The sequence below is a fragment of the Streptomyces cellostaticus genome, from assembly GCF_023630175.1.
GTDB classification, from domain to species: domain Bacteria; phylum Actinomycetota; class Actinomycetes; order Streptomycetales; family Streptomycetaceae; genus Streptomyces; species Streptomyces cellostaticus_A.
Genome location: NZ_JALLIN010000069.1, coordinates 1 through 20,927, shown reverse-complemented (window position 1 = coordinate 20,927; position 20,927 = coordinate 1). Strand labels below are relative to the sequence as shown.

The window sequence follows — 20,927 nt, the reverse complement described above, 5'->3', positions numbered from 1 at the left end:
TGGCCGAGGCGCGCCGGCTGTCGGACACGCTGCGGCCGCACGCGCTGGAGGCCTGGGCAGCGGTCGCGCGGGCCGCCGAGGGGGTGGAGCTGGAGCCACGCGACCGGGCGGAGATCGCCGACCACGAGGCGATGGGACGCGGACCCGCGGGCGCCCCCCTGTTCGAGCGGGCCGCCGCGCTGTACGCGGAGGCGGGCGACCCGGGCGAGGCGCTGGCGGCACGCGCGCGCGGTGCGTACGTGCGGGCGCTGGCGGGCGAGGTGGACGCCGCGGTGACGGCGGTCGGCGCGCTGTGCGACGAGGTGCACACGCTGTACGCCGCGGGCGGCACCGGGGTACGGCAGACGGCGGCGGTGCTGATGAGCCGGGCGCGGGTGCTCGTACGGCGGCTGCACGAGGACGGCGGGGAGGGCGACGGCGCGGACCGCGACCCGCAGGAGGCGCTCGCCGGGGCCGGACGGGCCGTGCGGGAGGTGCTGGCGTTCGTCGGGGGACGTGCGGACGGCGACGTGCGGCTGGCCGCCCGGGCCGCCGAGGCGCGCGGGATGCTCGCCGGGCTGGCCGCGCTGACCGGGGACGCGGCGGGGGCCGCCGAGGGCTACCGGCTGGCCGCCGCCGAGTACGTGGCGGCCGGGCTGCCCTGGTGCGCGGTGGAGTACGAGGTCGAGGCGGCCGGGCTGGCCCACGGGCTCGGCGACGCGGCCGGGACCGAACGGGCGCTGCGCTCGGCCCTGGAGCACGGCGCCCCGTACGTGGAGCCGGCCGGACGGGCCCAGCTCCATCTGCAGCTCGCCGAGGTGATCGGCGGACGGGGTGGGACCGGCGAGGCCGCGGAGCACGCGCTGGAGGCCGCGCACTGGGCCGACGAGGCGGGCGAGAGCGGCACGCTGGGCGCGTGGGCGCGGCACCAGCTCGGCGGTCTCCTGCTGCGCGAGGGGCGGTGCGCGGAGGCCGCCGAGATACTGGAGTCGGTGCTGCCCGACCTCACCGCCGAGACGCACGGCGAAGGGGCCGTCGTACAGGCGCGATGGTGGCTCGGGGACTGCCTGAGCGAGCTGGGCGAGCACCGGGCGGCGGCGGAACGGCGGCTGGGGGCCGCCGAGATCGCCCGGCACTGGCCCGAGCAGCAGGACCACGCCACGCTCGCCCATCTCGCCGCGGAGTCACTGGGCGACGCGGGGCTGCTCGAGGACGCGGACCGTGCGTACGCGCGCGCGGGCGAGCTGTGGCGGGGGCTCGGCAACCCGCACTTCCTGGTGCGCTCGCTGCGTGCCCGTGCCTGGCTGGCGGCGCGCGGCGGGGAACCGGCGGACGCGGCGCGGGAGCTGATGGCGGAGGCGGTGCGCGCGTGCGAGCACGCCCTGGAGGCGGCGGAGCCGGCGGTCCGGGACCGGCTCACCGCGGAACTGGCGGACACGCACCTTCAGTTCGGTGATCTGCTGGCCCGGTCGGCGGGGAACGCCGAGGACTCGGACCAGGGGTTCGTGGAGGCCTTCGAGGCGGCGCTGGTTCGGATGGACCGCGCGGCCGAGCTGTTCGGCACGCTCGGCGCGGCGGGGCTGCACGGCCGCACCGGTGCCGAGCTCGCCGCGGGCCGGCTGGAGGCCGACCTCGGCCGTCCGGCGGAGGCGGCGGCACGCGCGCGCGGTGTCCTCGCGGCCTACGGGGACGCCGACGCCACGGACGGCACGGTCCGCTCGCGGCGCGCCGGGGCCGAGGAACTGCTCGCAGCCCTGCCGGACCACTGAGCGGGCGTTTCACGGCACCGGGGTCACTCCACGCCGATGAGCAGCGGGGCTCCCTGGCGGCCGCCCCGGTAGACCAGCGTGTCCACCGCCAGGTAGGACTCGCGGACGTGGGACTCCAGGTGGGTGGCGACGGACTCGGGGGCCTCGTCCCCGACGACGAGGGTGACCAGTTCGCCGCCCGCCCGGAGCATGCGGTCCAGGAGGGTCTCGGCGGTGGCGGTGAGATCCGGCCCGATCACCGCCACGTCGCCGTCGATCAGGCCCAGCACGTCCCCGGCCTGGCAGATGCCGGCCGACGTCCACGACTGGCGTTCGGCGACGATGACCTCGGCGTACCGCGTGGCGCCGGCCGCCGAGGTCATCTGCACGACGTCCTCGTCGAAGCGGCGCCCGGGTTCGTGCACGGCGAGCGCGGCGATGCCCTGGACCGCCGAGCGGGTCGGGATCAGGGCGACCCGGATGCCCTCGGTGCGGGCCTGCTCGGCGGCCGCTGCGGCGGTGTGGCGCAGCTCGGCGTCGTTGGGCAGCAGCACCACCTCGCGCGCGTGGGCACGCCGCAGGGCCTGCACCAGCTCCCCGCTGGCGGGCGGCTCCCCGGGACGGGCGAGCACGGTGGTCGCGCCGGCCTCGCCGTACAGCCCGGCCAGTCCCTCACCGGGCACGACGGCGACGACCGCCCGCTGGGCGCGCTCGCGCGGCGGGCGCTCACCGCCGGTGTGCACGTCACCGGCCGCGAAGTGGGTGATCCGGATCCGGTACGGCCGGCCCGCCTCGACGCCCGCCTCCACGGCGGCCCCCGCGTCGTCGACGTGCACGTGCACGTTCCACAGTCCGTCGCCGCCGACCACGACCAGGGAGTCCCCCAGGGTGTCGAGTCGCGCGCGCAGCCGGGTCACGGCCTCGTCGCCGGCCTCCAGGAGGTAGATCACCTCGTAGGCGGGGCCGTCGCCGGGACCGTCGGCGCAGTTCCCGCCGTCGGAGCCGGCCGCCGCGCGCGCGTGCGCCCCGGCAGCCCCGGCCGCGGTCTCCCGTGCCCTGGGGGTGTCGTTGACCGCCTCTCCCGTGCACGCCTCCACCAGGGCGCCGAGCACCGTGACCAGACCCCGGCCGCCCGCGTCGACCACCCCGGCCCGGCGCAGCACGGCGAGCCGGTCCGGGGTCCGCTCCAGTTCCAGGCCGGCGCCCTCGTAGGCGGCCCGGGCGATCGCGCCGCAGTCGTCCTCCGCCGTCCCGACGGCGGCCGCGGCGTCCGCGGCCGCCGAGGCGACGGTGAGCACGGTGCCCTCGACGGGGTGGGCCACGGCTCGCCGGGCGGAGTCGGCGGCGTGCCGCAGGGCCAGGCGCAGCCCGGCGCCGTCGCAGTGGGACGCGTCACCCGCCTCTCCCCCGGCGAGCACCTGGGCCATGCCCCGCAGGAGCTGGGCGAGGATCGTGCCGGAGTTGCCGCGGGCCCCGATGAGCGCCCCGTGGGCCATCGCGCGCGCGGCGTCCGCGAGGGTGGGCTCCCCGGCCCCGGTCCCGTACCCGGCGAACACGGCCTCCACGGCGGTGGCGGCCGATTCGACGGTCAGGTAGAGATTGGTGCCGGTGTCCCCGTCGGCCACGGGATAGACGTTGATCGCGTCGATCTCCTCGCGTGCCCGTCCCAGGGCGCGCAGCGCCAGACCGCACCAGGTGCGCACCGCGAGAGCATCCAGTGTCTGCGGCACCTGCGCCACCTGCGCCTCCCTGAGCTGCTTGGACGTGGACGCAGCGTAGACCCCGGAGCGGCTGCCTCCGGAAGAGGGCCGGGAGCGGGCCTGCGAGCTGCCATGGTAGTTTCGCGGTACGGACGCAGTCGTTGTATGCTGCTCCGGTTGCCCGATCCTGATCGGGCCATTCCCCCTGGCAACGCCACTCAAGGTCTCAGGTCCTAGGATCTCGATCCCGGCATGCCGGGATCAACCGTAAGTGCATCTGAAGTCTTTGGAGTGACCCGTGGCTGCCAACTGCGACGTCTGCGGCAAGGGGCCGGGCTTCGGCAACAACATCTCGCACTCGCACCGCCGTACGTCCCGCCGCTGGAACCCGAACATCCAGCGTGTGCGTACCGTGGTCGGCGGGACGCCGAAGCGCGTGAACGCCTGCACCTCGTGCATCAAGGCCGGCAAGGTCTCGCGCTGACGCATAGCTGAGCGCGCGGCCACCGCCTGGTCCGCTGCACTGAGCCGGTCCACCTCCGGGTGGACCGGCTTTTTGCCGTGCCCGCGGGATCACTCCGCCGACCGGAACCGCCAGCCGTGGTCCACCGGCCCGATCCCCGCGCCCAGCGCGAACCCGGCGGCGATCGCCCCGGTCACGTACTCCTTGGCCCGGATCACCGCCTCCGGCACGGTCAGGCCCTTCGCCAGCCCCGACGCGACGGCCGAGGCGAGCGTGCAGCCCGTGCCGTGCGTGTGCCGGTTGTCGTGGCGCGGGGCCCGCAGCCAGTGCTCCCGTGAGCCGTCCGTGAGCAGGTCCACCGCGTCGCCGGGCAGATGCCCGCCCTTGATCAGCACCCAGCGCGGCCCGTACGCCAGCACGGCCGCCGCGGCCCGGCGCAGATCGTCCTCGGACTCGACCCGGACCCCCGTGAGTTGGGTCACCTCGTCCAGGTTGGGTGTGGCCACCGTCGCCACCGGCAGCAGGCTGCCCCGGACCGAGTCCAGGGCGGAGGCGGCGAGCAGCGGATCACCGTGCTTGGAGACGCCCACCGGGTCCACCACGGCCGGCGCGTCGGTGCCGGAGATCAATTCGGCGACCACCTCGACCAGTTCGGCCGAGGCGAGCATCCCGGTCTTCACGGCCTGCACGCCGATGTCGTCGACCACGCTGCGGTACTGGGCCCGGACGGCCTCCACCGGCATCTCCCAGGCGCCCTGCACGCCCAGCGAGTTCTGCGCGGTCACCGCCGTGATCACACTCGCCCCGTGCACGCCGAGGGCCAGCATCGTCTTCAGGTCGGCCTGCACGCCGGCGCCGCCGCCGGAGTCGGAGCCGGCGACCGTGAGTACCCGGGGGATCACGACTCGATGTCCCCGAAGTGGTCCCAGCCGCCCTTGCTGGTCCACGGGGCCCCGTCGACGGTCACCTGGGGCAGCGCCGAGGGGTTGAGCACCTCGCCGATCACCTTCCAGCGGGCGGGGAGCTTGGCGTCCGGCGGGAACGTGGCCACGATCGCGTGGTCCTCTCCCCCGGTCAGCACCCACTGGAGCGGGTCGACGCCGACGGCCTGCCCGATGTCGTTCATCTGCGTCGGGATGTCGATCGCGCCGGACCGGATGTCGATGCGCACCTTGCTGGCCTCGGCGATGTGCCCGAGGTCGGCGATCAGGCCGTCGCTGACGTCGCACATCGCGGTGGCGCCGAGCGCGGCGGCGGCCGGACCCGCGTGGTACGGCGGCTCGGGGCGCCGGTGGGCCTCCACGAACGCGCGCGGTGAGCGGAAGCCGCGGGAGAGCACCGCGTAGCCGGCCGCGGACCAGCCCAGCCAGCCCGTGACGGCCACCAGGTCGCCGGGCTGGGCGCCGGCCCGGGTCACCGGCTCCTGGTTGCGCAGGTCGCCGAGCGCGGTGATCGACACCATGATGGTGTCCCCGCGCACGACGTCCCCGCCCACCACCGCGGCACCCGCGACCTGGCACTCGTCGCGCAGCCCGTCCATCAGCTCGGTCGGCCAGGTGACCGGGAGTTCGGCCGGGACGACGAGGCCGAGCAGCAGCGCGGTCGGCACGGCGCCCATGGCGGCGATGTCCGCCAGGTTCTGCGCCGCGGCCTTGCGCCCGACGTCGTACGCCGTGGACCAGTCGCGGCGGAAGTGCCGCCCCTCCAGCAGGATGTCGGTGCTCGCCACCACCCTGCGGTCGGGTGCGGCGACCACCGCGGCGTCGTCACCGGGGCCGACCCGGACCACCGGGGTCGTGGTGAGACGGGAGGTCAGCTCCCGGATGAGCCCGAACTCACCCAACTCACCCACTGTGCCCTTCATCGCCTCAAGCCCCTTCTGTGCCTCTGCGTGCCCGGTCGCGCGTCCTCAGTCTCCCCGATACCGTCGAGGTGACCGTCAACTTCTGTCGTGCCTGCACCCCTGGCGCGCAAGCCCGGCCCCCGCGGGTCTCCCCGCGGGGAGCGGCGACGCGATACCGTGGCGTTCCTTTTCCCCACATGATCCTCGTGGCCGCCCTGGAGGTTCCGTGGTACAGGCGTACATCCTGATCCAGACGGAGGTCGGCAAGGCGTCGACCGTCGCCGAGACGATCGGCAGGATCCCCGGAGTGATCCAGGCCGAGGACGTCACCGGGCCGTACGACGTGATCGTGCGCGCCCAGTCCGACACGGTCGACGAACTCGGCCGCATGGTGGTCGCGAAAGTCCAGCAAGTGGACGGCATCACCCGCACCCTGACCTGCCCGGTCGTCCATCTCTAGCCCCCGTCTACGCTTGGCCGGTGAACTGCTTCCGCCACCGACCGCCGTACCTGCTCGCGCCCGCCCTGCTGATCGCGGTCGCGGGCTGCTCCACGGCAGACGACAGCGCCGCGGTCGCGGTTCCCACCCCCGACGCGAAGACGGCGAAGGTCTGCCGGGACCTGCACCGGGCGCTGCCCGGGAAGGTCGACGGACGGAGCCGTCACGACCCCGAGCCCCGGTCCGCCTACACGGCGGGCTGGGGAAGCCCGGCGATCATACTGCGCTGCGGTGTCGTACGGCCGCCGAAGATGGTCGACCCCGAGGTGGCCCGGGGCGGCGACCCGGACGCCGTCGCGGGCGAGGTGAACGGCGTCGACTGGCTGATGGAGAAGCGCGGCGACGGCACCTGGCGGTTCACCACGGCGAACCGGGTGGCCTACGCGCAGGTGAGCCTGCCCCGGGGGATGTCGGCGCAGGACGAGGGCGCCCCGGTGCTCACGGACCTGGCGGACGCCGTGAAGAAGGCGATCCCCGAGGGGATCGCCTCCATGCGATGAGCGTGCGGCGTCAGCGCAGTCCGGTCGAGCGCCGCAGCGCGGCCCGCACCAGAAGGTCCACCAGTTCCGGGTAGTCGATCCCGGTGGCCTGCCACATCTGCGGGTACATCGAGATCGGCGTGAAACCGGGCATGGTGTTGATCTCGTTGATCACGAACTCGCCGTCCTCGTCGAGGAAGAAGTCGGCGCGGACCAGGCCCTCGCAGGAGGCCGCCTCGAACGCCTCGACGGCGAGCCGCCGCACCTCGGCGGTCTGCTCACCGGTGAGCGGAGCCGGGACGATGCCGGGCGTGGAGTCGATGTACTTGGCCTCGAAGTCGTAGTACGCGTGCGCGTCCGGCGGCGGGATCTCGGCCGGCACGGAGGCGCGCGGCCCGTCCTCGAACTCCAGGACGCCGCACTCGATCTCGCGTCCGCGGACGGCGGCCTCGATCAGGATCTTCGGGTCGTGCGACTGGGCCTCGGCGATCGCCTCGTCCAGTCCGGAGAGGTCGTCGACCTTGGTGATGCCGATGGAGGAGCCCGCGCGCGCGGGCTTCACGAACAGCGGCCAGCCGTGGTCGCCGGCGAAGTCGACGATCCGCTTGCGGGCCGCGGACTCGTTCTGCTCCCATTCGCGGGGGCGGATCACCAGGTACGGGCCGACCTTGAGCCCGAAGGAGGTGAACACCCGCTTCATGTACTCCTTGTCCTGGCCGACGGCCGAGGCGAGCACACCCGAGCCCACGTACGGCACTCCGGACAGTTCCAGGAGGCCCTGGAGGGTGCCGTCCTCCCCGTAGGGGCCGTGCAGCACCGGGAAGACCACGTCGACCTCGCCGAGGGCCTTGGGCACCGAGCCGGGCTCGCTGTAGAGGACCTCGCGGTTCGCGGGGTCCACGGGGAGGACCACGGCACCCTCGTCCGATTCGGCCAGCTCCGCCACGCTCGGGGTGCGGCGGTCGGTGATGGCCATCCGGTCCGGCTCGTCGGCCGTCAGCGCCCAGCCGCCGTCCGCGGTGATGCCGATCGGCAGGACGTCGTACTTCGTCCGGTCGATCGCCTTGAGGACGGCGCCCGCGGTGACCACGGAGATCCCGTGCTCGGAGCTGCGCCCGCCGAACACGACGGCCACGCGCGGCTTGCGGGACGGCTGGTCAGGGCTCTGGGGGAGGTTCTCGGTGCTCATATCGCGTTGAGAGTACCCGTTGGTATCCCCCAAGTCAGCGGCCGCTCCGGCGCCGTCGCTCAGCGTCGCACGGACGGTCGCTCAGCGTCGCGCGGACGGGGACGCGGTGCCGGGTGTGCACGGCCCGGCACCGTGTCGGGCGGGGTTCAGCGCCGCTCGGGCTTGGCGCTGCGCGACATCAGCTCCTTGAGGGCGACCACCGGCGGCTTGCCCTCGTGCACGATGTCCACGACCGTCTCGGTGATGGGCATCTCGACCCCGTGCCGGCGGGCCAGATCCGCCACCGACTCGCAGGACTTGACGCCCTCGGCGGTCTGCCTGGTGACCGCGATGGTCTGTTCGAGGGTCATGCCCTTGCCGAGGTTGGTGCCGAAGGTGTGGTTGCGGGACAGCGGCGAGGAGCAGGTGGCCACCAGGTCGCCGAGGCCCGCGAGTCCGGAGAACGTCAGCGGATCCGCGCCGAGCGCCGTCCCGAGCCGGGTGGTCTCCGCGAGGCCGCGGGTGATGAGCGAACCCTTGGCGTTGTCCCCGAGGCCCATGCCGTCGGCGATGCCGACCGCGAGGCCGATGACGTTCTTGACCGCGCCGCCCAGTTCGCAGCCGACCACGTCGGTGTTGGTGTACGGCCGGAAGTACGGCGTGTGGCAGGCGGCCTGGAGCCGCCGGGCCACGGCTTCGTCGGTGCAGGCCACGACGGCCGCGGCGGGCATGCGGGCGGCGATCTCCCGGGCCAGGTTGGGTCCGGTGACCACGGCGATGCGGTCGGCGCCGACCTTGGCGACGTCGTCGATCACCTCGCTCATCCGCATGGTGGAGCCCAGCTCGACGCCCTTCATCAGGGAGACGAGCACGGTGCCCGGCGCGAGCAGCGGGGTCCACTCGGCGAGGTTGGCGCGCAGGGTCTGGGAGGGGACGGCGAGGACGGTGAAGTCCGCGTCGCGCAGCGCCTCGGCGGCGTCGGCGGTGGCCCGGAGGTTCCGCGGGAGTTCGACACCGGGCAGGTAGTCGGGGTTGGTGCGGGTGGAGTTGACCGCCTCGGCCAGCTCCGGACGGCGGGCCCACAGGGTCACCTCGCAGCCCGCGTCGGCGAGGACCATGCCGAAGGCGGTGCCCCACGAGCCGGTGCCCATGACAGCGGCGCGGACGCTCTTGCTCACTTGCCGCTCTCCTCCTCGGTGCCGGTCCGCGAGACCTCACGGCCGGCCTCCGCGGCCTCCGGGCCGGCGGCGGCCGTCACCCGGGCGGCCTGCGCGGCGGTCCGGCGGCGCTGTTCGATCCGTTCACGGCGCGGGTCGTAGGGGGTGTCGGGTGCCTTCTCGCCGCGGATCTCCTCGAGCTGGCGGGTGACGGCCGCCATGATGACCTCGGTGGCCTCCTTCAGGAGGTCGGCGGTCATCTCCTTGTCGTAGAAGCGGGACAGGTCCACGGGCGGGCCCGCGAGGACCTGGTGCGTCTTGCGCGGCAGGAGGTGCGGCTTCTTGGCGTAGGGCGGCAGCAGTTCGTTGCAGCCCCACTGGGCGACCGGGATCACCGGGCACTTGGTCTGCAGGGCCACGCGGGCGGCGCCGGTCTTGGCCGTCATCGGCCAGCCGTCGGGGTCACGGGTGAGGGTGCCCTCGGGGTAGAAGGCGACGCACTCGCCGCGCTCCACGGCGTCGATCGCGGCTCGGAACGCGCTGAGCGCGTCCGTGCTCTCGCGGTAGACGGGGATCTGCCCGGTGCCGCGCATGGCGGCGCCGACGAATCCCTTCTTGAAAAGGCCGCTCTTCGCCAGGAATCGCGGAACCCGTCCGGTGTTGTACTGATAGTGCGCGTACGCGAAGGGATCCACATGTGAATTGTGGTTCACCGCGGTGATAAATCCGCCCTCGGCCGGAATGTGCTCCATTCCACGCCAGTCCCGCTTGATCAGAACCACCAGGGGCGGTTTGCAGAGGACCGCGGCGAAGCGGTACCAGAACCCGATTTGGCGGCGGGGCACGCGGACACCTTCCTCTAAGGCCTCTAAGGGCTGTCACCTCGGCACCTAGGCCGGGGGGCCGCACAAGTGTCGCCCCAGGCCGCCGGTCTGTCGAGAACACCGTACGCCCGCCCGTCCCCGGCCACCGCCCTGCCGGGAGCCCCGCGTCCTCACCGGCACCCCGCCCGGCCGGACCCGGCCGGGTGACAATGAGCGCGACAAGAGAGGGGCGGTACACCGGTGCAGTGGACCTTGGTCATCCCCCTGAAGCCGCTGGCGCGGGCCAAGAGCAGGCTCGCGGACACCGCGGCGGACGGAGTGCGCCCCGGGCTGGCGCTGGCGTTCGCGCAGGACACGGTGGCCGCCGCGCTGGCCTGCACGGAGGTCGCGGATGTGGTGGTCGTCACGGACGACGCGCTGGCCGGCCGGACGCTGCGGGGACTGGGTGCCCGGATCGTCCCGGACGCTCCGGGCAGTGGACTGAACGCCGCGCTCGGGCACGGGGCGGCCGTCGTACGGGAATCGTGTCCGGCCGCGGCGGTCGCGGCACTGAACGCGGATCTCCCGGCATTGCGCCCGACGGAATTGTCCCGGGTGCTCGGCGCGGCGGCCGAATATCCGCGGGCCTTTCTCGCGGACGCGGCCGCGGTGGGCACGACCCTGCTGTGCGCGGCGCCGGGGCGGCCGTTGCGGCCCGCGTTCGGCACCGGTTCCCGGGCCCGGCACCGGGCGTCGGGAGCCGCGGAACTCGGGCTCGCGGACGTGCATTCCGTACGGCAGGACGTGGACACCGGTGAGGATCTGCGGGCGGCGCTCGCGCTGGGCGTGGGGCGGTTCACGGCGGCGGCTTCCGCGCGACTGCTGATCCCGGGGTCCTGAGCAGCGCCCCGGTGGCGCGGGGAGGAACGCCCCCGGCCGCGCCGGAACGGCTCCCGGTGGCGCGCACCGCAGCCCGACGGCGGGCGGCCCGAGGCACTACGCTGACCGTCATGCAGGCCACCGCGTACACGTACGACCCCGCAACCCGCAGCGGGCAGGTGCTGCTCGACGACGGGACCCCCGTACCCTTCGGCGCGGCGGCGTTCGACGCGGGCGGGCTGCGGTTGCTGCGCCCCGGGCAGCGGGTGCGGATCGAGACGGAGCGCGACGGCACGGCCGTGCGGATCACCCTGGTGACCCTGCAGACGTTCTAGTACGCGTCGCTCCTCGACGGGCGGCACCGGCCGGCACGGCCCGGGCGCCGTGCACACGCCGCGGGCCGGGCTCCCGAGGGGAGTCCGGCCCGGCGCGTGGGTACCCCGACGGCCTCAGGAGGCCTTGCGGGCGGTGGCCTTCTTGGCGGTGGTCTTGCGGGCCGTCGACTTCTTCGCCGGGGCCTTCTTGGCGGTGACCTTCTTGGCCGGGGCCTTCTTGGCGGTCGTCTTCTTCGCGGTGGCCTTCTTCGCGGCGGCGGTGGTCTTCTTCGCCGGTGCCGCCTTCTTGGCGGTGGCCTTCTTCGCGGTGGCCTTCTTCGCGGCGGCGGTGGTCTTCTTCGCCGGTGCCGCCTTCTTGGCGGTGGCCTTCTTCGCGGCGGCCGCCTTGGTGGTCTTCTTCGCGGCGGCCTTCTTGACCGTGGCGGAAGCGCCGCCGCTCAGGCTGCCCTTGGGTGCCTTCTTCACCGACACCTCGCCGCCCCGCGGCAGCTTCTTGGAGCCGCTCACCAGGTCCTTGAAGCCCTGGCCCGCGCGGAAGCGCGGCACGGAGGTCTTCTTGACGCGAACCCGCTCGCCCGTCTGGGGGTTACGGGCGTAGCGGGCGGGGCGGTCCACCTTCTCGAAGGACCCGAAGCCGGTGACCGAGACCCGCTCGCCCGCGACGACCGCGCGGACGATGGCGTCCAGGACATGATCGACAGCCTCGGCGGCCTGCTGGCGGCCGCCCATCTTGTCGGCAATCGCTTCTACGAGCTGCGCCTTGTTCACGTCTTCCCCTTCGGAGACATCGCCAGAACGAAAGTGTTCAAGCTTTTTCGCACGTTAGGCAGATATATACCGCAAATCAAACACGAAACGGGCTTATCACCCTTGTGCCGCAGCGAAATCGGCTGTCCCGGACCGCTCAGTGATCCTCTTCGGGGACCCGCCCCTCGTCGAGGTCCGCGTTGAACCGCTCCAGTCGCCTTGCCGCACCGGCGAGATCGTGCTTGGCCGCGGCCGTAATGACCAGCAGCTTCCGGGTCAGCGCCATCCGTACGCCCTCCGGGACTTGCAGTGCGCGCACCCGCGAGTGCGCTTCCTTGAGTTGGTCCGCGACCGCCGTATAGAGCTCGAGTTGGCCGTCGTGTTCCATGCACAGATTGTGCCATCTGGGGCGAGTTGTCGCCTGCGCAGGGGGCAACTGCCGCGCCGGACAGCCCTGTCGGCGCCGGTCCGGAACACCGTCCCGCTGCGCGCGTACCCCGCCAACCACCCCTCTAACGTGGGAAGTTGTGCGGGCCCGGGGGCCGGCGCGGGGCCGTTCGGGTGCAGACACGGCTGTACCCCCAATCGTGGCGATCGGGGGTACAGCCGGTGTGTTGGGGTGGCCGAAAGTCGACCTGCCGGGGTCGCCGGGTCAGCCCTGGAGGGTCCGCGGCTTGTAGGCGGGCCGCCCGCCCTCGTACTCGGCGATGTCGGCCTCGTTCCGCAGGGTGATGGAGATGTCGTCCAGCCCGTTCAGCAGCCGCCAGCGGGAGTTCTCGTCCAGCTCGAAGGAGGCGGTGACGTCCCCGGCACGCACCTCGCGGTTCTGCAGGTCGACGGTGACCTCGGCCTGCGGATCCGCCTCGGTCAGCTCCCACAGCGCGTCCACGATCTTCTGGTCGAGCACCACCGTGAGCAGGCCGTTCTTCAGCGAGTTGCCCCGGAAGATGTCCGCGAAGCGGGAGGAGATCACGGCCTTGAAGCCGTAGTTCTGCAGCGCCCAGACGGCGTGCTCCCGGGAGGAGCCGGTGCCGAAGTCGGGGCCGGCGACCAGGACGGTCGCGCCCTGCCGCTCGGGACGGTTGAGCACGAACTCCGGGTCCTTGCGCCAGGCCTCGAACAGCCCGTCCTCGAAGCCGTCCCGGGTCACCTTCTTGAGCCAGTGGGCGGGGATGATCTGGTCGGTGTCGACGTTGCTGCGGCGCAGCGGGACGGCCCGGCCGGTGTGGGTGGTGAAGGCTTCCATGGTTATCGGGCTCCAGCGGGCGTGCGGTCGTCGGTCAGATCGGCGGGCGAGGCGAGGTGGCCCAGGACCGCGGTGGCCGCCGCGACCTGCGGTGACACCAGGTGGGTACGGCCACCCTTGCCCTGCCGGCCCTCGAAGTTGCGGTTGGAGGTGGAGGCCGAGCGCTCACCCGGCGCGAGCTGGTCGGGGTTCATGCCGAGGCACATCGAGCAACCCGCGTGCCGCCATTCGGCGCCGGCCTCCTTGAAGACCACGTCCAGTCCCTCCGAGACGGCCTGCAGGCCGACCCGGGCGGATCCGGGGACGACCAGCATCCGTACGCCGTCGGCGACTTTGCGGCCGCGCAGCAGCTCGGCGGCGGCGCGCAGGTCCTCGATGCGGCCGTTGGTGCAGGAGCCTACGAAGACGGTGTCCACGTCGATGGAGCGCAGCGGCTGGCCGGCCGCCAACCCCATGTACTCCAGGGCCTTTTCGGCGGCGAGGCGCTCCGAAGCGTCTTCGTACGAAGCCGGGTCGGGGACGGACGCCGAAAGCGGCGCGCCCTGGCCGGGGTTGGTACCCCAGGTGACGAACGGAGACAGCTCGTCGGCGGCGATGACCACCTCGGCGTCGAAGACCGCGTCCTCGTCGGTGCGCAGGGTCCTCCAGTACTCGACCGCGGCGTCCCAGTCGGCGCCCTCGGGGGCGTGCGGACGGCCCTTGAGGTACTCGAAGGTGGTCTCGTCCGGGGCGATCATGCCCGCCCGGGCACCGGCCTCGATCGACATGTTGCAGATGGTCATCCGGGCCTCCATCGAGAGCTTCTCGATGGCGGAGCCGCGGTACTCCAGGACGTAGCCCTGGCCGCCGCCGGTGCCGATCCGGGCGATGATCGCCAGGATCAGGTCCTTGGCGGTGACGCCCTCGGGCAGCTCGCCCTCGACGGTGATGGCCATGGTCCTCGGGCGTGCCATCGGCAGCGTCTGCGTGGCCAGCACGTGCTCCACCTGGGAGGTGCCGATGCCGAACGCCAGCGCGCCGAAGGCACCGTGCGTCGAGGTGTGGGAGTCGCCGCAGACCACGGTGGTACCGGGCTGGGTCAGGCCGAGCTGGGGGCCGACGACGTGCACCACGCCCTGCTCGACGTCGCCCAGCGGGTGCAGCCGCACCCCGAACTCGGCGCAGTTCTTGCGCAGCGTCTCGAGCTGGGCGCGGGAGACCGGGTCGGCGATGGGCTTGTCGATGTCGAGGGTCGGGGTGTTGTGGTCCTCGGTCGCGATGGTGAGGTCGAGGCGGCGCACCTGGCGGCCGCTCTTGCGCAGCCCGTCGAAGGCCTGCGGGCTGGTCACCTCGTGCAGGAGGTGCAGGTCGATGTAGAGGAGGTCGGGCTCGCCCTCGGCGCGCCGGACGACATGGTCGTCCCAGACCTTCTCCGCGAGTGTCCTACCCATCGCTTTCCCTCCGGCCGGCGAGCGTCCACCGGCCCAACTCGAGATCTTGGGGAGACGGCGCCCGCGCCCCGGTGCTCCCGGGCGTCCGCCGCCGGGCCCTGTGCTGCACGGGCCGCTGTGTGCTTCAAGGGTGGCGCGTTCCGCAGAAAATTGAACTTGCGTTTCACAGAGTGAGACGCGAGTATCGTTGCATGGACAACAGTAGCGGCGTCGGCGTTCTGGACAAGGCGGCCCTCGTCCTGAGCGCTCTGGAGTCCGGTCCGGCCACCCTCGCGGGTCTGGTCGGGGCCACCGGACTGGCACGACCCACGGCCCACCGCCTGGCCGTGGCCCTGGAACACCACCGCATGGTGGCACGCGACATGCAGGGCCGGTTCATCCTCGGCCCGCGCCTCGCGGAACTGGCGGCAGCGGCCGGCGAGGACCGCCTGCTCGCCACGGCCGGCCCCGTGCTCACCCACCTCCGCGACGTCACCGGCGAGAGCGCGCAGCTCTACCGGCGCCAGGGCGACATGCGGATCTGCGTGGCCGCGGCCGAGCGCCTGTCCGGCCTGCGGGACACGGTCCCGGTCGGCTCCACGCTCACCATGAAGGCCGGCTCCTCCGCCCAGATCCTGATGGCCTGGGAGGAGCCGGAGCGGCTGCACCGCGGCCTGCAGGGCGCCCGCTTCACGGCGACGGCCCTGTCGGGCGTGCGGCGGCGCGGCTGGGCCCAGTCCATCGGCGAGCGGGAGCCGGGCGTGGCGTCCGTCTCCGCACCCGTGCGCGGTCCCTCCAACCGCGTGGTGGCCGCGGTGTCCGTCTCCGGTCCGATCGAGCGCCTGACCCGCCACCCGGGCCGTATGCACGCCCAGGCCGTCATCGACGCGGCGGCCCGCCTCTCCGAGGCGCTGCGCCGCTCGGGCTGAGCCCCGGCACCCCGGGGACACCACCGGGGAGGGTCCGCCCCGACGCCGCGGCGATCCCCTCCCCGGTCCCCCCGTCCGCCCCGTCCGCCCCGTCCCCCGTCAGCCGGTCCGGCCGGACTCCGGCGCCCGCCGGGCGCGGTGCGCGAACCGGTCCTCGGCGGAGCGGCCGCGCCGCTCCAGGGGCACCTGGCCGTGCGCCTTCGCCAGGCCGAAGGCCGGCATGTCGAAGTAGATGGACTCGTGGGAGCCCTCCGGCGCGATGTAGGTCTCGTGCCACAGACCCACGTGCCCGCGCACCCTGCCCTGGCGCTCCTTGCCGTTGACGGCCGTCCAGGCCCGGTGGTGGAACATGTCCGGCGAGGCCGCGTAGGCGTACAGCTTCTCCCGGGACTCCCAGTACTGGACGACGTAGTACGTCCGCGGCGAGGCAGTCAGCAGTACGCGCCCCAGCAGTCCCCGGCCGGGGTCCCGCGCGAGCTCCGCCAGCATGCGGATCATCGACAGCATGACCGGGAACCACTGGTGCACCGCCCAGAAGTGGTTGATCCGCATGCCGATGAGCAGCACCACCACATCACCGTCCGCCGCGGCGGTCGTACGGCCCCGCACGGGCTTCGCGAACATCCCGACCCCCTCATCAGATAGCGGCACTATCCTTCTGGCGATGTTTGGATAGTGGCACTTCCCAAGGAAAGGCGCAAGAGATGCGGCTGGCGGAGCTCAGCGAGCGCAGCGGGGTGTCCACCGCGACGATCAAGTACTACCTGCGCGAAGGGCTGTTGCCGCCGGGCCGCCAGGTGAACGCCAGGACGGCCGAGTACGACGAGGAGCACCTGCGCCGGCTGCGGCTGGTGCGGGCGATGATCCAGGTGGGCCGGGTGCCGGTGGCGAAGGTGCGCGAGGTGCTCGGGCACGTGGACGACGACTCCCTGGGCCGTACGATCCGCCTGGGAGCGGCGATGTGGGCGCTGCCGCAGGTGCCGGAGCCGGACGAGGAGGACGAGGACGTCCGGGACGCGCACGAGGAGGTCGCCGCGCTCCTGCACCGGCTCGGCTGGGAGAACGCGGAGCGGCTGGCGCCCCTTTCCCCCGCGTACCGCTCACTGGTGGTGGCGGTGGCCGCGATCCGCCGCATCGTCCACGACTGGGGGGCCGAACAGATCGCCCCGTACGCCGAGTTGATGCACCGGACAGCCGTCCTCGACCTGGACAACATGGAGACGCACCCCTCGGGGGCGGAGCGGGTCGAGTTCGCCGTGCTGGGCGCGATCCTCAACGAACCGGTGCTGCAGGCGCTGCACCGGCTGGCCCAGGAGGAGGAGACGGCGCGGCGGTACGGCTTCGAGTAGCCGGCGCCGGGCACGGCGAAGGCCCTCCGCCGAAGCGGAGGGCCTTCCTGTTGTACCCCCGACCGGATTCGAACCGGCGCTACCGCCTTGAGAGGGCGGCGTGCTAGGCCGCTACACAACGGGGGCGTGGACACTGCGTTTCCGCAGGTCCGAGCTGGTCTACCTGGACTCGAACCAAGACTAACTGAACCAGAATCAGTCGTGCTGCCAATTACACCATAGACCAATGATGGTTTAGACCAGTCAGTACCCCCGACCGGATTCGAACCGGCGCTACCGCCTTGAGAGGGCGGCGTGCTAGGCCGCTACACAACGGGGGCCCTAGCGATCTCGAGTTGATCGAGATCAGTACCCCCGACCGGATTCGAACCGGCGCTACTGCCTTGAGAGGGCAGCGTGCTAGGCCGCTACACAACGGGGGCTTGCGGATGTGATCCGCGGCGCAGATGAGCTCTGCGAGCTGGCCTACCTGGACTCGAACCAAGACTAACTGAACCAGAATCAGTCGTGCTGCCAATTACACCATAGGCCACTGGAACTCAAGCCCCGGAGGGGTTCTCGTTCTAGTTCGCTCCTCCGGTTTCCGGCCTTTCGGCCCGCTCCCCGGCGGCGCAGGAAGAACATTACCCGAAGGTGGACGGGGCTCCAAAACGAGTATCCGCGCCGAGGAGCCCGGGGAGTTCGCGGAGGGAGGCGATGCGGTGCGGTCCGGTGGGCGGGTCCAGGGTGGCGTAGGCGCCGCCGCGGTCGATCCAGACCGACAGCAGCCCGGCGTCGGCGGCCCCCCGTCCGTCGATCTCGGGGTGGTCCCCGACGTAGGCGACCTCGGGCGGGGCGAGCGAGAGCGCGTCGCAGGCGGCCAGGAAGGCGCCGGCCCGGGGCTTGGAGACGCCCAGCTCGGCGGCGCACAACAGGGCCTCGAAGCGGTCGCGCACGCCGAGCAGGCGCAGCTTGCGGTCCTGGACGGTCAGGCTCGAGTTGGACAGCACCGCGTGCCGGTGGCTGGCGGCCAGGGCGTCGAGCACCGGCAGGACGTCGGGGAACAGGGACCACGCCGCCTCGTAGTGCCGCACGTACCGCTGGAACCAGTCGTCGGCCTCGTCGTCCGTCAGCTCCGGCCGGTCCAGGAAGACCCGGGCCCGGTCGCGCCGCTGTGTGACGAAGTCGACCTCGCCGGCGGCGAAGCGGGCCCATTGCAGATCCGTGATCTCCCGCCAGCGCGCGAGCGCCCTCTCGGGCGAGCCGTGGCCGGCGAGGAGCCCTTCGGCCACCAGATGGGCGCGCATGCCCTCCCGGTCGGCGGTGGTGTAGTCGAAGAGGGTGTCGTCCACGTCCCAGACCACGGCGCGAATGCTCATACCCCGACCGTAACCGGCGAGCGGGCGCCGCGTCCGGGGGCGGGAGAGTCCGCCGTACGGGGCGGGGCACGGCGGAGGGCGGCACCCGGGTGTCCCGGACGCCGCCCTCGGTGTGTGGCGTTCGTTACGCCGCGAGCCTCGCCAGCGCCGCGTCGATCCGGGCCAGCGTCCGCTCCTGGCCCAGGACCTCCAGGGACTCGAAGAGGGGCAGGCCGACCGTGCGGCCGGTGACCGCGACACGGACCGGGGCCTGGGCCTTGCCGAGCTTGAGGCCGTGCGCCTCGCCGGCGGCCAGGACGGCCTCCTTCAGGGACTCGGCCGAGGTCCAGTCGGCCGACTCCAGCTTCTCCCGTGCCGTGCGCAGGAGGGCCTCCGAGCCCTCCTTCATCGCCTTCGCCCAGGACGCCTCGTCGAAGACCGGCTCGGCGAGGAACAGGAAGTCGACGTTGTCGGTGATCTCGGACAGGACCTTCAGACGGGTCTGCGCGTGCGGCGCGATCGCCTGCCACTTGGCCTCGTCGAAGTCCTCCGGGGCCCAGGGGGCGGCCGGGGCCCTCAGCCACGGGCGGCAGCGCTCGGTGAAGTCCTTGACCTCGAGCATCCGGATGTGGTCGGCGTTGATCGCCTCGCACTTCTTCAGGTCGAAGCGCGCCGGGTTGGGGTTCACGTCCGCGATGTCGAACGCCGCGACCATCTCCTCGATCGAGAAGATGTCCTGGTCGGCCGAGAGCGACCAGCCCAGCAGCGAGAGGTAGTTGAGCAGGCCCTCGGGCAGGAAGCCGCGCTCGCGGTAGAGGTTGAGCGAGGACTGCGGGTCGCGCTTGGAGAGCTTCTTGTTGCCCTCGCCCATGACGTAGGGCAGGTGGCCGAAGGCCGGGGTCCGCTTGGCGATGCCCAGCTCGGCCAGCGCCTTGTACAGGGCGATCTGGCGCGGGGTGGAGGAGAGCAGGTCCTCGCCGCGCAGGACGTGGGTGATCTCCATCAGGGCGTCGTCGACCGGGTTCACCAGCGTGTACAGCGGGGCGCCGTTGGCGCGCACGATGCCGTAGTCCGGCACGTTCTCCGGGAGGTAGGTGATCTCGCCGCGGACCAGGTCGTCGAAGGTGATCGCCTCGTCCGGCATGCGGAAGCGGACGATCGGGGTGCGGCCCTGGGCCTGGTACTCCGCCACCTCCGCCTCACCCAGGTCGCGGCAGTGGCCGTCGTAGCCGGACGGCCTGCCCGCGGCGCGCGCGGCCTCGCGGCGGGTGTCCAGCTCCTCCTGGGAGCAGTAGCAGTGGTAGGCGTGGCCGGCGTCCAGGAGCTTCTGGGCGACGTCCTTGTAGAGGTCCATGCGCTGCGACTGGCGGTACGGCGCGTGCGGGCCACCGGTCTCGGGGCCCTCGTCCCAGTCGAAGCCCAGCCAGCGCATCGCGTCGAGAAGCTGGCCGTAGGACTCCTCGGAGTCGCGGGCCGCGTCGGTGTCCTCGATGCGGAAGACCAGGGTGCCCTGGTGGTGCCGGGCGAACGCCCAGTTGAACAGGGCGGTGCGGACCAGGCCCACATGGGGGTTACCGGTGGGAGAGGGGCAGAAACGGACGCGTACGGATGAGCCGGATGCGCTAGCCACGCTTGACAACCTTGTTGGTGAGAGTGCCGATGCCTTCGATGGTGACGGCGACCTCGTCGCCGACGTTCAGGGGGCCGACCCCCGCGGGGGTGCCGGTGAGGATGACGTCGCCGGGGAGCAGGGTCATGGCCTCGGAGATGTTGACGACCAGGTCCTCGATGGGGTGGACCATCTCGCTCGTACGGCCGAGCTGGCGCTGTTCGCCGTTGACGGTGAGCTGGACGGTGAGGTCGTTCGCGCGCTCCAGGTCCAGGTCCGTCTCCACCCAGGGGCCGAGCGGGCAGGAGGAGTCGAAGCCCTTGGCCCGCGCCCACTGCTTCTCACGCCTCTGCACGTCGCGGGCGGTGACGTCGTTGGCGCACGTGTAGCCGAGGATCACGTCCTTGACGCGCTCGCGCGGGACCTCGCGGCACATGCGCCCGATGACGACGGCCAGCTCGGCCTCGTGGTGCAGTTCCTGCGAGAAGGACGGGTACCGGATCTCGTCGCCGGGGCCGATCACCGAGGTGGAGGGCTTGAAGAAGGCGAAGGGGGCGTCGGGCACCTCGTTGCCCAGCTCGCGCGCGTGCTCGGCGTAGTTGCGGCCGAACGCCACGACCTTGTTGGGGAGCACCGGGGGGAGCAGCCTGACCTTGCCCAGCGGCACCTTCGTACCGGACAGCTCGTGGTCCGCGAACGGGATGCCCTTGATGATGTCGAGGACGAGTTCGTCCTCCTTGTCGCCCTCGACCGCGCCGAAGGCTACGTTCCCGTCGATGGAGAACCTGGCGATGCGCACGGGATCCTGCGCCCCTCAACTAGAACCGGCGTACTGACGCCCCAGGTTAACCGGTCTGGCCGTGCGGCGTTCGGGCAGTGCGGCGTGGCGGGCATTTCCGGCTCGCGGATCCTCGCACGCGGTCTTCTAATTCCGCGGGATTACGGGATTACCCACACCGGGCCATTCGCGCATTGGCCCAGAATTCACGGAGGCGCCCGTCCGCGCCCCGGGGCCGTGCGGCGCCCGGACCGGGGCCGTCCGGCGGGGGCACGCGGGCGGACCGCGCGCCGGGCCCCCGGATGCCGGCTCCGCGACATGGCGGCGGAAAATCCGGTGCGGCCGCCGTGCCGCCGTATCGGGCCGGTGGCGGCGGCACGGATTCGGTTGCCCGGGACGAAAAAGAGGCCGGAGAGTGAATCCCGGCGAAAATACGGGCGCGGGCCCGGGCTCAATTTTTAACCCGGCCG

At 72.6% G+C, this 20,927-nt stretch carries 21 protein-coding genes, 5 tRNA genes and 1 pseudogene; 8 read left to right on the top strand and 19 right to left on the bottom strand.

What is annotated here, in order from left to right:
• Positions 1 to 1,748 (top strand): annotated as a pseudogene (locus MXD57_RS29635) (tetratricopeptide repeat protein); the annotation flags it as partial.
• Positions 1,749 to 1,771: 23 nt separating this feature from the next.
• On the opposite strand, the gene MXD57_RS29630 reads toward MXD57_RS29635, so the two are convergent.
• Positions 1,772 to 3,466, bottom strand: coding sequence for a DAK2 domain-containing protein (locus tag MXD57_RS29630; protein ID WP_250405251.1), 1,695 nt, complete (start codon positions 3,464 to 3,466; stop codon positions 1,772 to 1,774).
• 259 nt (positions 3,467 to 3,725) lie between these two features.
• Here MXD57_RS29630 and rpmB point away from each other — a divergent pair, with 259 nt between their 5' ends.
• Entirely contained in the window at positions 3,726 to 3,911 is a 186-nt protein-coding gene (rpmB, locus tag MXD57_RS29625) for a 50S ribosomal protein L28 (protein WP_003993230.1), read from the top strand.
• Between the two features lie 89 nt (positions 3,912 to 4,000).
• Here rpmB and thiD read toward each other — a convergent pair whose 3' ends face one another.
• Both thiD and MXD57_RS29615 read right to left on the bottom strand, forming a co-directional pair.
• The gene (thiD, locus tag MXD57_RS29620) at positions 4,001 to 4,792 is read right to left on the bottom strand and encodes a bifunctional hydroxymethylpyrimidine kinase/phosphomethylpyrimidine kinase (protein WP_250405250.1); all 792 of its coding nucleotides are present in this window, start codon (positions 4,790 to 4,792) and stop codon (positions 4,001 to 4,003) included.
• On the bottom strand, positions 4,789 to 5,754 hold the full coding sequence (locus MXD57_RS29615) for a thiamine-phosphate kinase (protein WP_199212156.1): 966 nt from the start codon (positions 5,752 to 5,754) through the stop codon (positions 4,789 to 4,791). Before MXD57_RS29615 ends, thiD begins: the two co-directional genes overlap by 4 nt.
• A gap of 205 nt (positions 5,755 to 5,959) precedes the next feature.
• On the opposite strand from MXD57_RS29615, the gene MXD57_RS29610 reads away from it, so the two are divergent.
• The gene (locus tag MXD57_RS29610) at positions 5,960 to 6,193 is read left to right on the top strand and encodes an Lrp/AsnC family transcriptional regulator (protein ID WP_030808468.1); all 234 of its coding nucleotides are present in this window, start codon (positions 5,960 to 5,962) and stop codon (positions 6,191 to 6,193) included.
• Positions 6,194 to 6,213: 20 nt separating this feature from the next.
• On the top strand, positions 6,214 to 6,732 hold the full coding sequence (locus tag MXD57_RS29605) for a DUF3515 domain-containing protein (RefSeq protein ID WP_250405249.1): 519 nt from the start codon (positions 6,214 to 6,216) through the stop codon (positions 6,730 to 6,732).
• Positions 6,733 to 6,742: 10 nt separating this feature from the next.
• On the opposite strand, the gene MXD57_RS29600 is transcribed toward MXD57_RS29605, so the two are convergent.
• From MXD57_RS29600 to MXD57_RS29590, 3 genes are all read right to left on the bottom strand, one after another.
• Positions 6,743 to 7,900 carry a D-alanine--D-alanine ligase family protein gene (locus MXD57_RS29600; RefSeq protein ID WP_250405248.1) on the bottom strand — a complete coding sequence of 386 codons (1,158 nt, stop codon included), beginning with the start codon at positions 7,898 to 7,900 and terminating at the stop codon, positions 6,743 to 6,745.
• Between the two features lie 146 nt (positions 7,901 to 8,046).
• Positions 8,047 to 9,057: an NAD(P)H-dependent glycerol-3-phosphate dehydrogenase gene (locus MXD57_RS29595; RefSeq protein WP_250405247.1), complete on the bottom strand. Its 1,011-nt coding sequence runs from the start codon at positions 9,055 to 9,057 to the stop codon at positions 8,047 to 8,049.
• Positions 9,054 to 9,881, bottom strand: a complete 828-nt coding sequence (locus MXD57_RS29590) for a lysophospholipid acyltransferase family protein (protein WP_250405246.1) — start codon at positions 9,879 to 9,881, stop codon at positions 9,054 to 9,056. The genes MXD57_RS29595 and MXD57_RS29590 overlap by 4 nt, the downstream gene beginning before the upstream one ends.
• A gap of 219 nt (positions 9,882 to 10,100) precedes the next feature.
• Between MXD57_RS29590 and cofC the strand changes: the two genes are divergently transcribed.
• Both cofC and MXD57_RS29580 read left to right on the top strand, forming a co-directional pair.
• Positions 10,101 to 10,739 (top strand): 2-phospho-L-lactate guanylyltransferase, encoded by a 639-nt coding sequence (gene cofC, locus MXD57_RS29585; protein WP_250405245.1) that lies wholly within the window; start codon positions 10,101 to 10,103, stop codon positions 10,737 to 10,739.
• A 110-nt stretch (positions 10,740 to 10,849) separates the two neighbouring features.
• Complete coding sequence (locus tag MXD57_RS29580; RefSeq protein ID WP_250405244.1) at positions 10,850 to 11,053, top strand: hypothetical protein; 204 nt, start codon at positions 10,850 to 10,852, stop codon at positions 11,051 to 11,053.
• A gap of 114 nt (positions 11,054 to 11,167) precedes the next feature.
• Here the strand turns inward: MXD57_RS29580 and MXD57_RS29575 are convergent, their stop codons facing one another.
• From MXD57_RS29575 to leuC, 4 genes are all read right to left on the bottom strand, one after another.
• Positions 11,168 to 11,821: an HU family DNA-binding protein gene (locus MXD57_RS29575; RefSeq protein ID WP_250405243.1), complete on the bottom strand. Its 654-nt coding sequence runs from the start codon at positions 11,819 to 11,821 to the stop codon at positions 11,168 to 11,170.
• 136 nt (positions 11,822 to 11,957) lie between these two features.
• A complete protein-coding gene (locus MXD57_RS29570) occupies positions 11,958 to 12,188 on the bottom strand; it encodes a hypothetical protein (RefSeq protein ID WP_250405242.1) in 231 nt (76 codons plus the stop codon).
• Between the two features lie 264 nt (positions 12,189 to 12,452).
• Complete coding sequence (gene leuD, locus MXD57_RS29565; protein ID WP_250405241.1) at positions 12,453 to 13,046, bottom strand: 3-isopropylmalate dehydratase small subunit; 594 nt, start codon at positions 13,044 to 13,046, stop codon at positions 12,453 to 12,455.
• A 2-nt stretch (positions 13,047 to 13,048) separates the two neighbouring features.
• Positions 13,049 to 14,476, bottom strand: a complete 1,428-nt coding sequence (leuC, locus tag MXD57_RS29560; RefSeq protein ID WP_250405240.1) for a 3-isopropylmalate dehydratase large subunit — start codon at positions 14,474 to 14,476, stop codon at positions 13,049 to 13,051.
• A gap of 191 nt (positions 14,477 to 14,667) precedes the next feature.
• On the opposite strand from leuC, the gene ndgR reads away from it, so the two are divergent.
• Positions 14,668 to 15,384 carry an IclR family transcriptional regulator NdgR gene (ndgR, locus tag MXD57_RS29555; RefSeq protein WP_009320373.1) on the top strand — a complete coding sequence of 239 codons (717 nt, stop codon included), beginning with the start codon at positions 14,668 to 14,670 and terminating at the stop codon, positions 15,382 to 15,384.
• A 99-nt stretch (positions 15,385 to 15,483) separates the two neighbouring features.
• Here the strand turns inward: ndgR and MXD57_RS29550 are convergent, their stop codons facing one another.
• Positions 15,484 to 16,008 carry a DUF4188 domain-containing protein gene (locus tag MXD57_RS29550; RefSeq protein ID WP_250405239.1) on the bottom strand — a complete coding sequence of 175 codons (525 nt, stop codon included), beginning with the start codon at positions 16,006 to 16,008 and terminating at the stop codon, positions 15,484 to 15,486.
• Positions 16,009 to 16,088: 80 nt separating this feature from the next.
• Between MXD57_RS29550 and MXD57_RS29545 the strand changes: the two genes are divergently transcribed.
• Positions 16,089 to 16,733, top strand: coding sequence for a MerR family transcriptional regulator (locus tag MXD57_RS29545; RefSeq protein WP_250405238.1), 645 nt, complete (start codon positions 16,089 to 16,091; stop codon positions 16,731 to 16,733).
• A 53-nt stretch (positions 16,734 to 16,786) separates the two neighbouring features.
• On the opposite strand, the gene MXD57_RS29540 is transcribed toward MXD57_RS29545, so the two are convergent.
• From MXD57_RS29540 to MXD57_RS29505, 8 genes are all read right to left on the bottom strand, one after another.
• Positions 16,787 to 16,859 (bottom strand) — tRNA-Glu (locus MXD57_RS29540).
• A gap of 28 nt (positions 16,860 to 16,887) precedes the next feature.
• Positions 16,888 to 16,959: transfer RNA gene (locus MXD57_RS29535), tRNA-Gln, on the bottom strand.
• Between the two features lie 21 nt (positions 16,960 to 16,980).
• Positions 16,981 to 17,053 (bottom strand) — tRNA-Glu (locus MXD57_RS29530).
• Positions 17,054 to 17,082: 29 nt separating this feature from the next.
• Positions 17,083 to 17,155: transfer RNA gene (locus tag MXD57_RS29525), tRNA-Glu, on the bottom strand.
• Between the two features lie 38 nt (positions 17,156 to 17,193).
• Positions 17,194 to 17,265 (bottom strand) — tRNA-Gln (locus MXD57_RS29520).
• A gap of 91 nt (positions 17,266 to 17,356) precedes the next feature.
• Entirely contained in the window at positions 17,357 to 18,091 is a 735-nt protein-coding gene (locus MXD57_RS29515) for an HAD family hydrolase (protein WP_250405237.1), read from the bottom strand.
• Positions 18,092 to 18,215: 124 nt separating this feature from the next.
• On the bottom strand, positions 18,216 to 19,700 hold the full coding sequence (gltX, locus tag MXD57_RS29510) for a glutamate--tRNA ligase (protein WP_250405236.1): 1,485 nt from the start codon (positions 19,698 to 19,700) through the stop codon (positions 18,216 to 18,218).
• Positions 19,693 to 20,478 (bottom strand): fumarylacetoacetate hydrolase family protein, encoded by a 786-nt coding sequence (locus tag MXD57_RS29505; RefSeq protein ID WP_250405235.1) that lies wholly within the window; start codon positions 20,476 to 20,478, stop codon positions 19,693 to 19,695. Before MXD57_RS29505 ends, gltX begins: the two co-directional genes overlap by 8 nt.
• Between the last annotated feature and the right edge of the window lie 449 nt (positions 20,479 to 20,927).

Bases quoted from the DNA above. Each gene is read 5' to 3' on its own strand.
- MXD57_RS29515 (WP_250405237.1), bottom strand. From the start codon at position 18,091: ATGAGCATTCGCGCCGTGGTCTGGGACGTGGACGACACCCTCTTCGAC.
- MXD57_RS29550 (WP_250405239.1), bottom strand. From the start codon at position 16,008: ATGTTCGCGAAGCCCGTGCGGGGCCGTACGACCGCCGCGGCGGACGGT.
- MXD57_RS29600 (WP_250405248.1), bottom strand. From the start codon at position 7,900: ATGAGCACCGAGAACCTCCCCCAGAGCCCTGACCAGCCGTCCCGCAAG.
- ndgR (WP_009320373.1), top strand. From the start codon at position 14,668: ATGGACAACAGTAGCGGCGTCGGCGTTCTGGACAAGGCGGCCCTCGTC.
- leuD (WP_250405241.1), bottom strand. From the start codon at position 13,046: ATGGAAGCCTTCACCACCCACACCGGCCGGGCCGTCCCGCTGCGCCGC.
- leuC (WP_250405240.1), bottom strand. From the start codon at position 14,476: ATGGGTAGGACACTCGCGGAGAAGGTCTGGGACGACCATGTCGTCCGG.
- MXD57_RS29545 (WP_250405238.1), top strand. From the start codon at position 16,089: ATGCGGCTGGCGGAGCTCAGCGAGCGCAGCGGGGTGTCCACCGCGACG.
- MXD57_RS29615 (WP_199212156.1), bottom strand. From the start codon at position 5,754: ATGAAGGGCACAGTGGGTGAGTTGGGTGAGTTCGGGCTCATCCGGGAG.
- MXD57_RS29580 (WP_250405244.1), top strand. From the start codon at position 10,850: ATGCAGGCCACCGCGTACACGTACGACCCCGCAACCCGCAGCGGGCAG.
- MXD57_RS29570 (WP_250405242.1), bottom strand. From the start codon at position 12,188: ATGGAACACGACGGCCAACTCGAGCTCTATACGGCGGTCGCGGACCAA.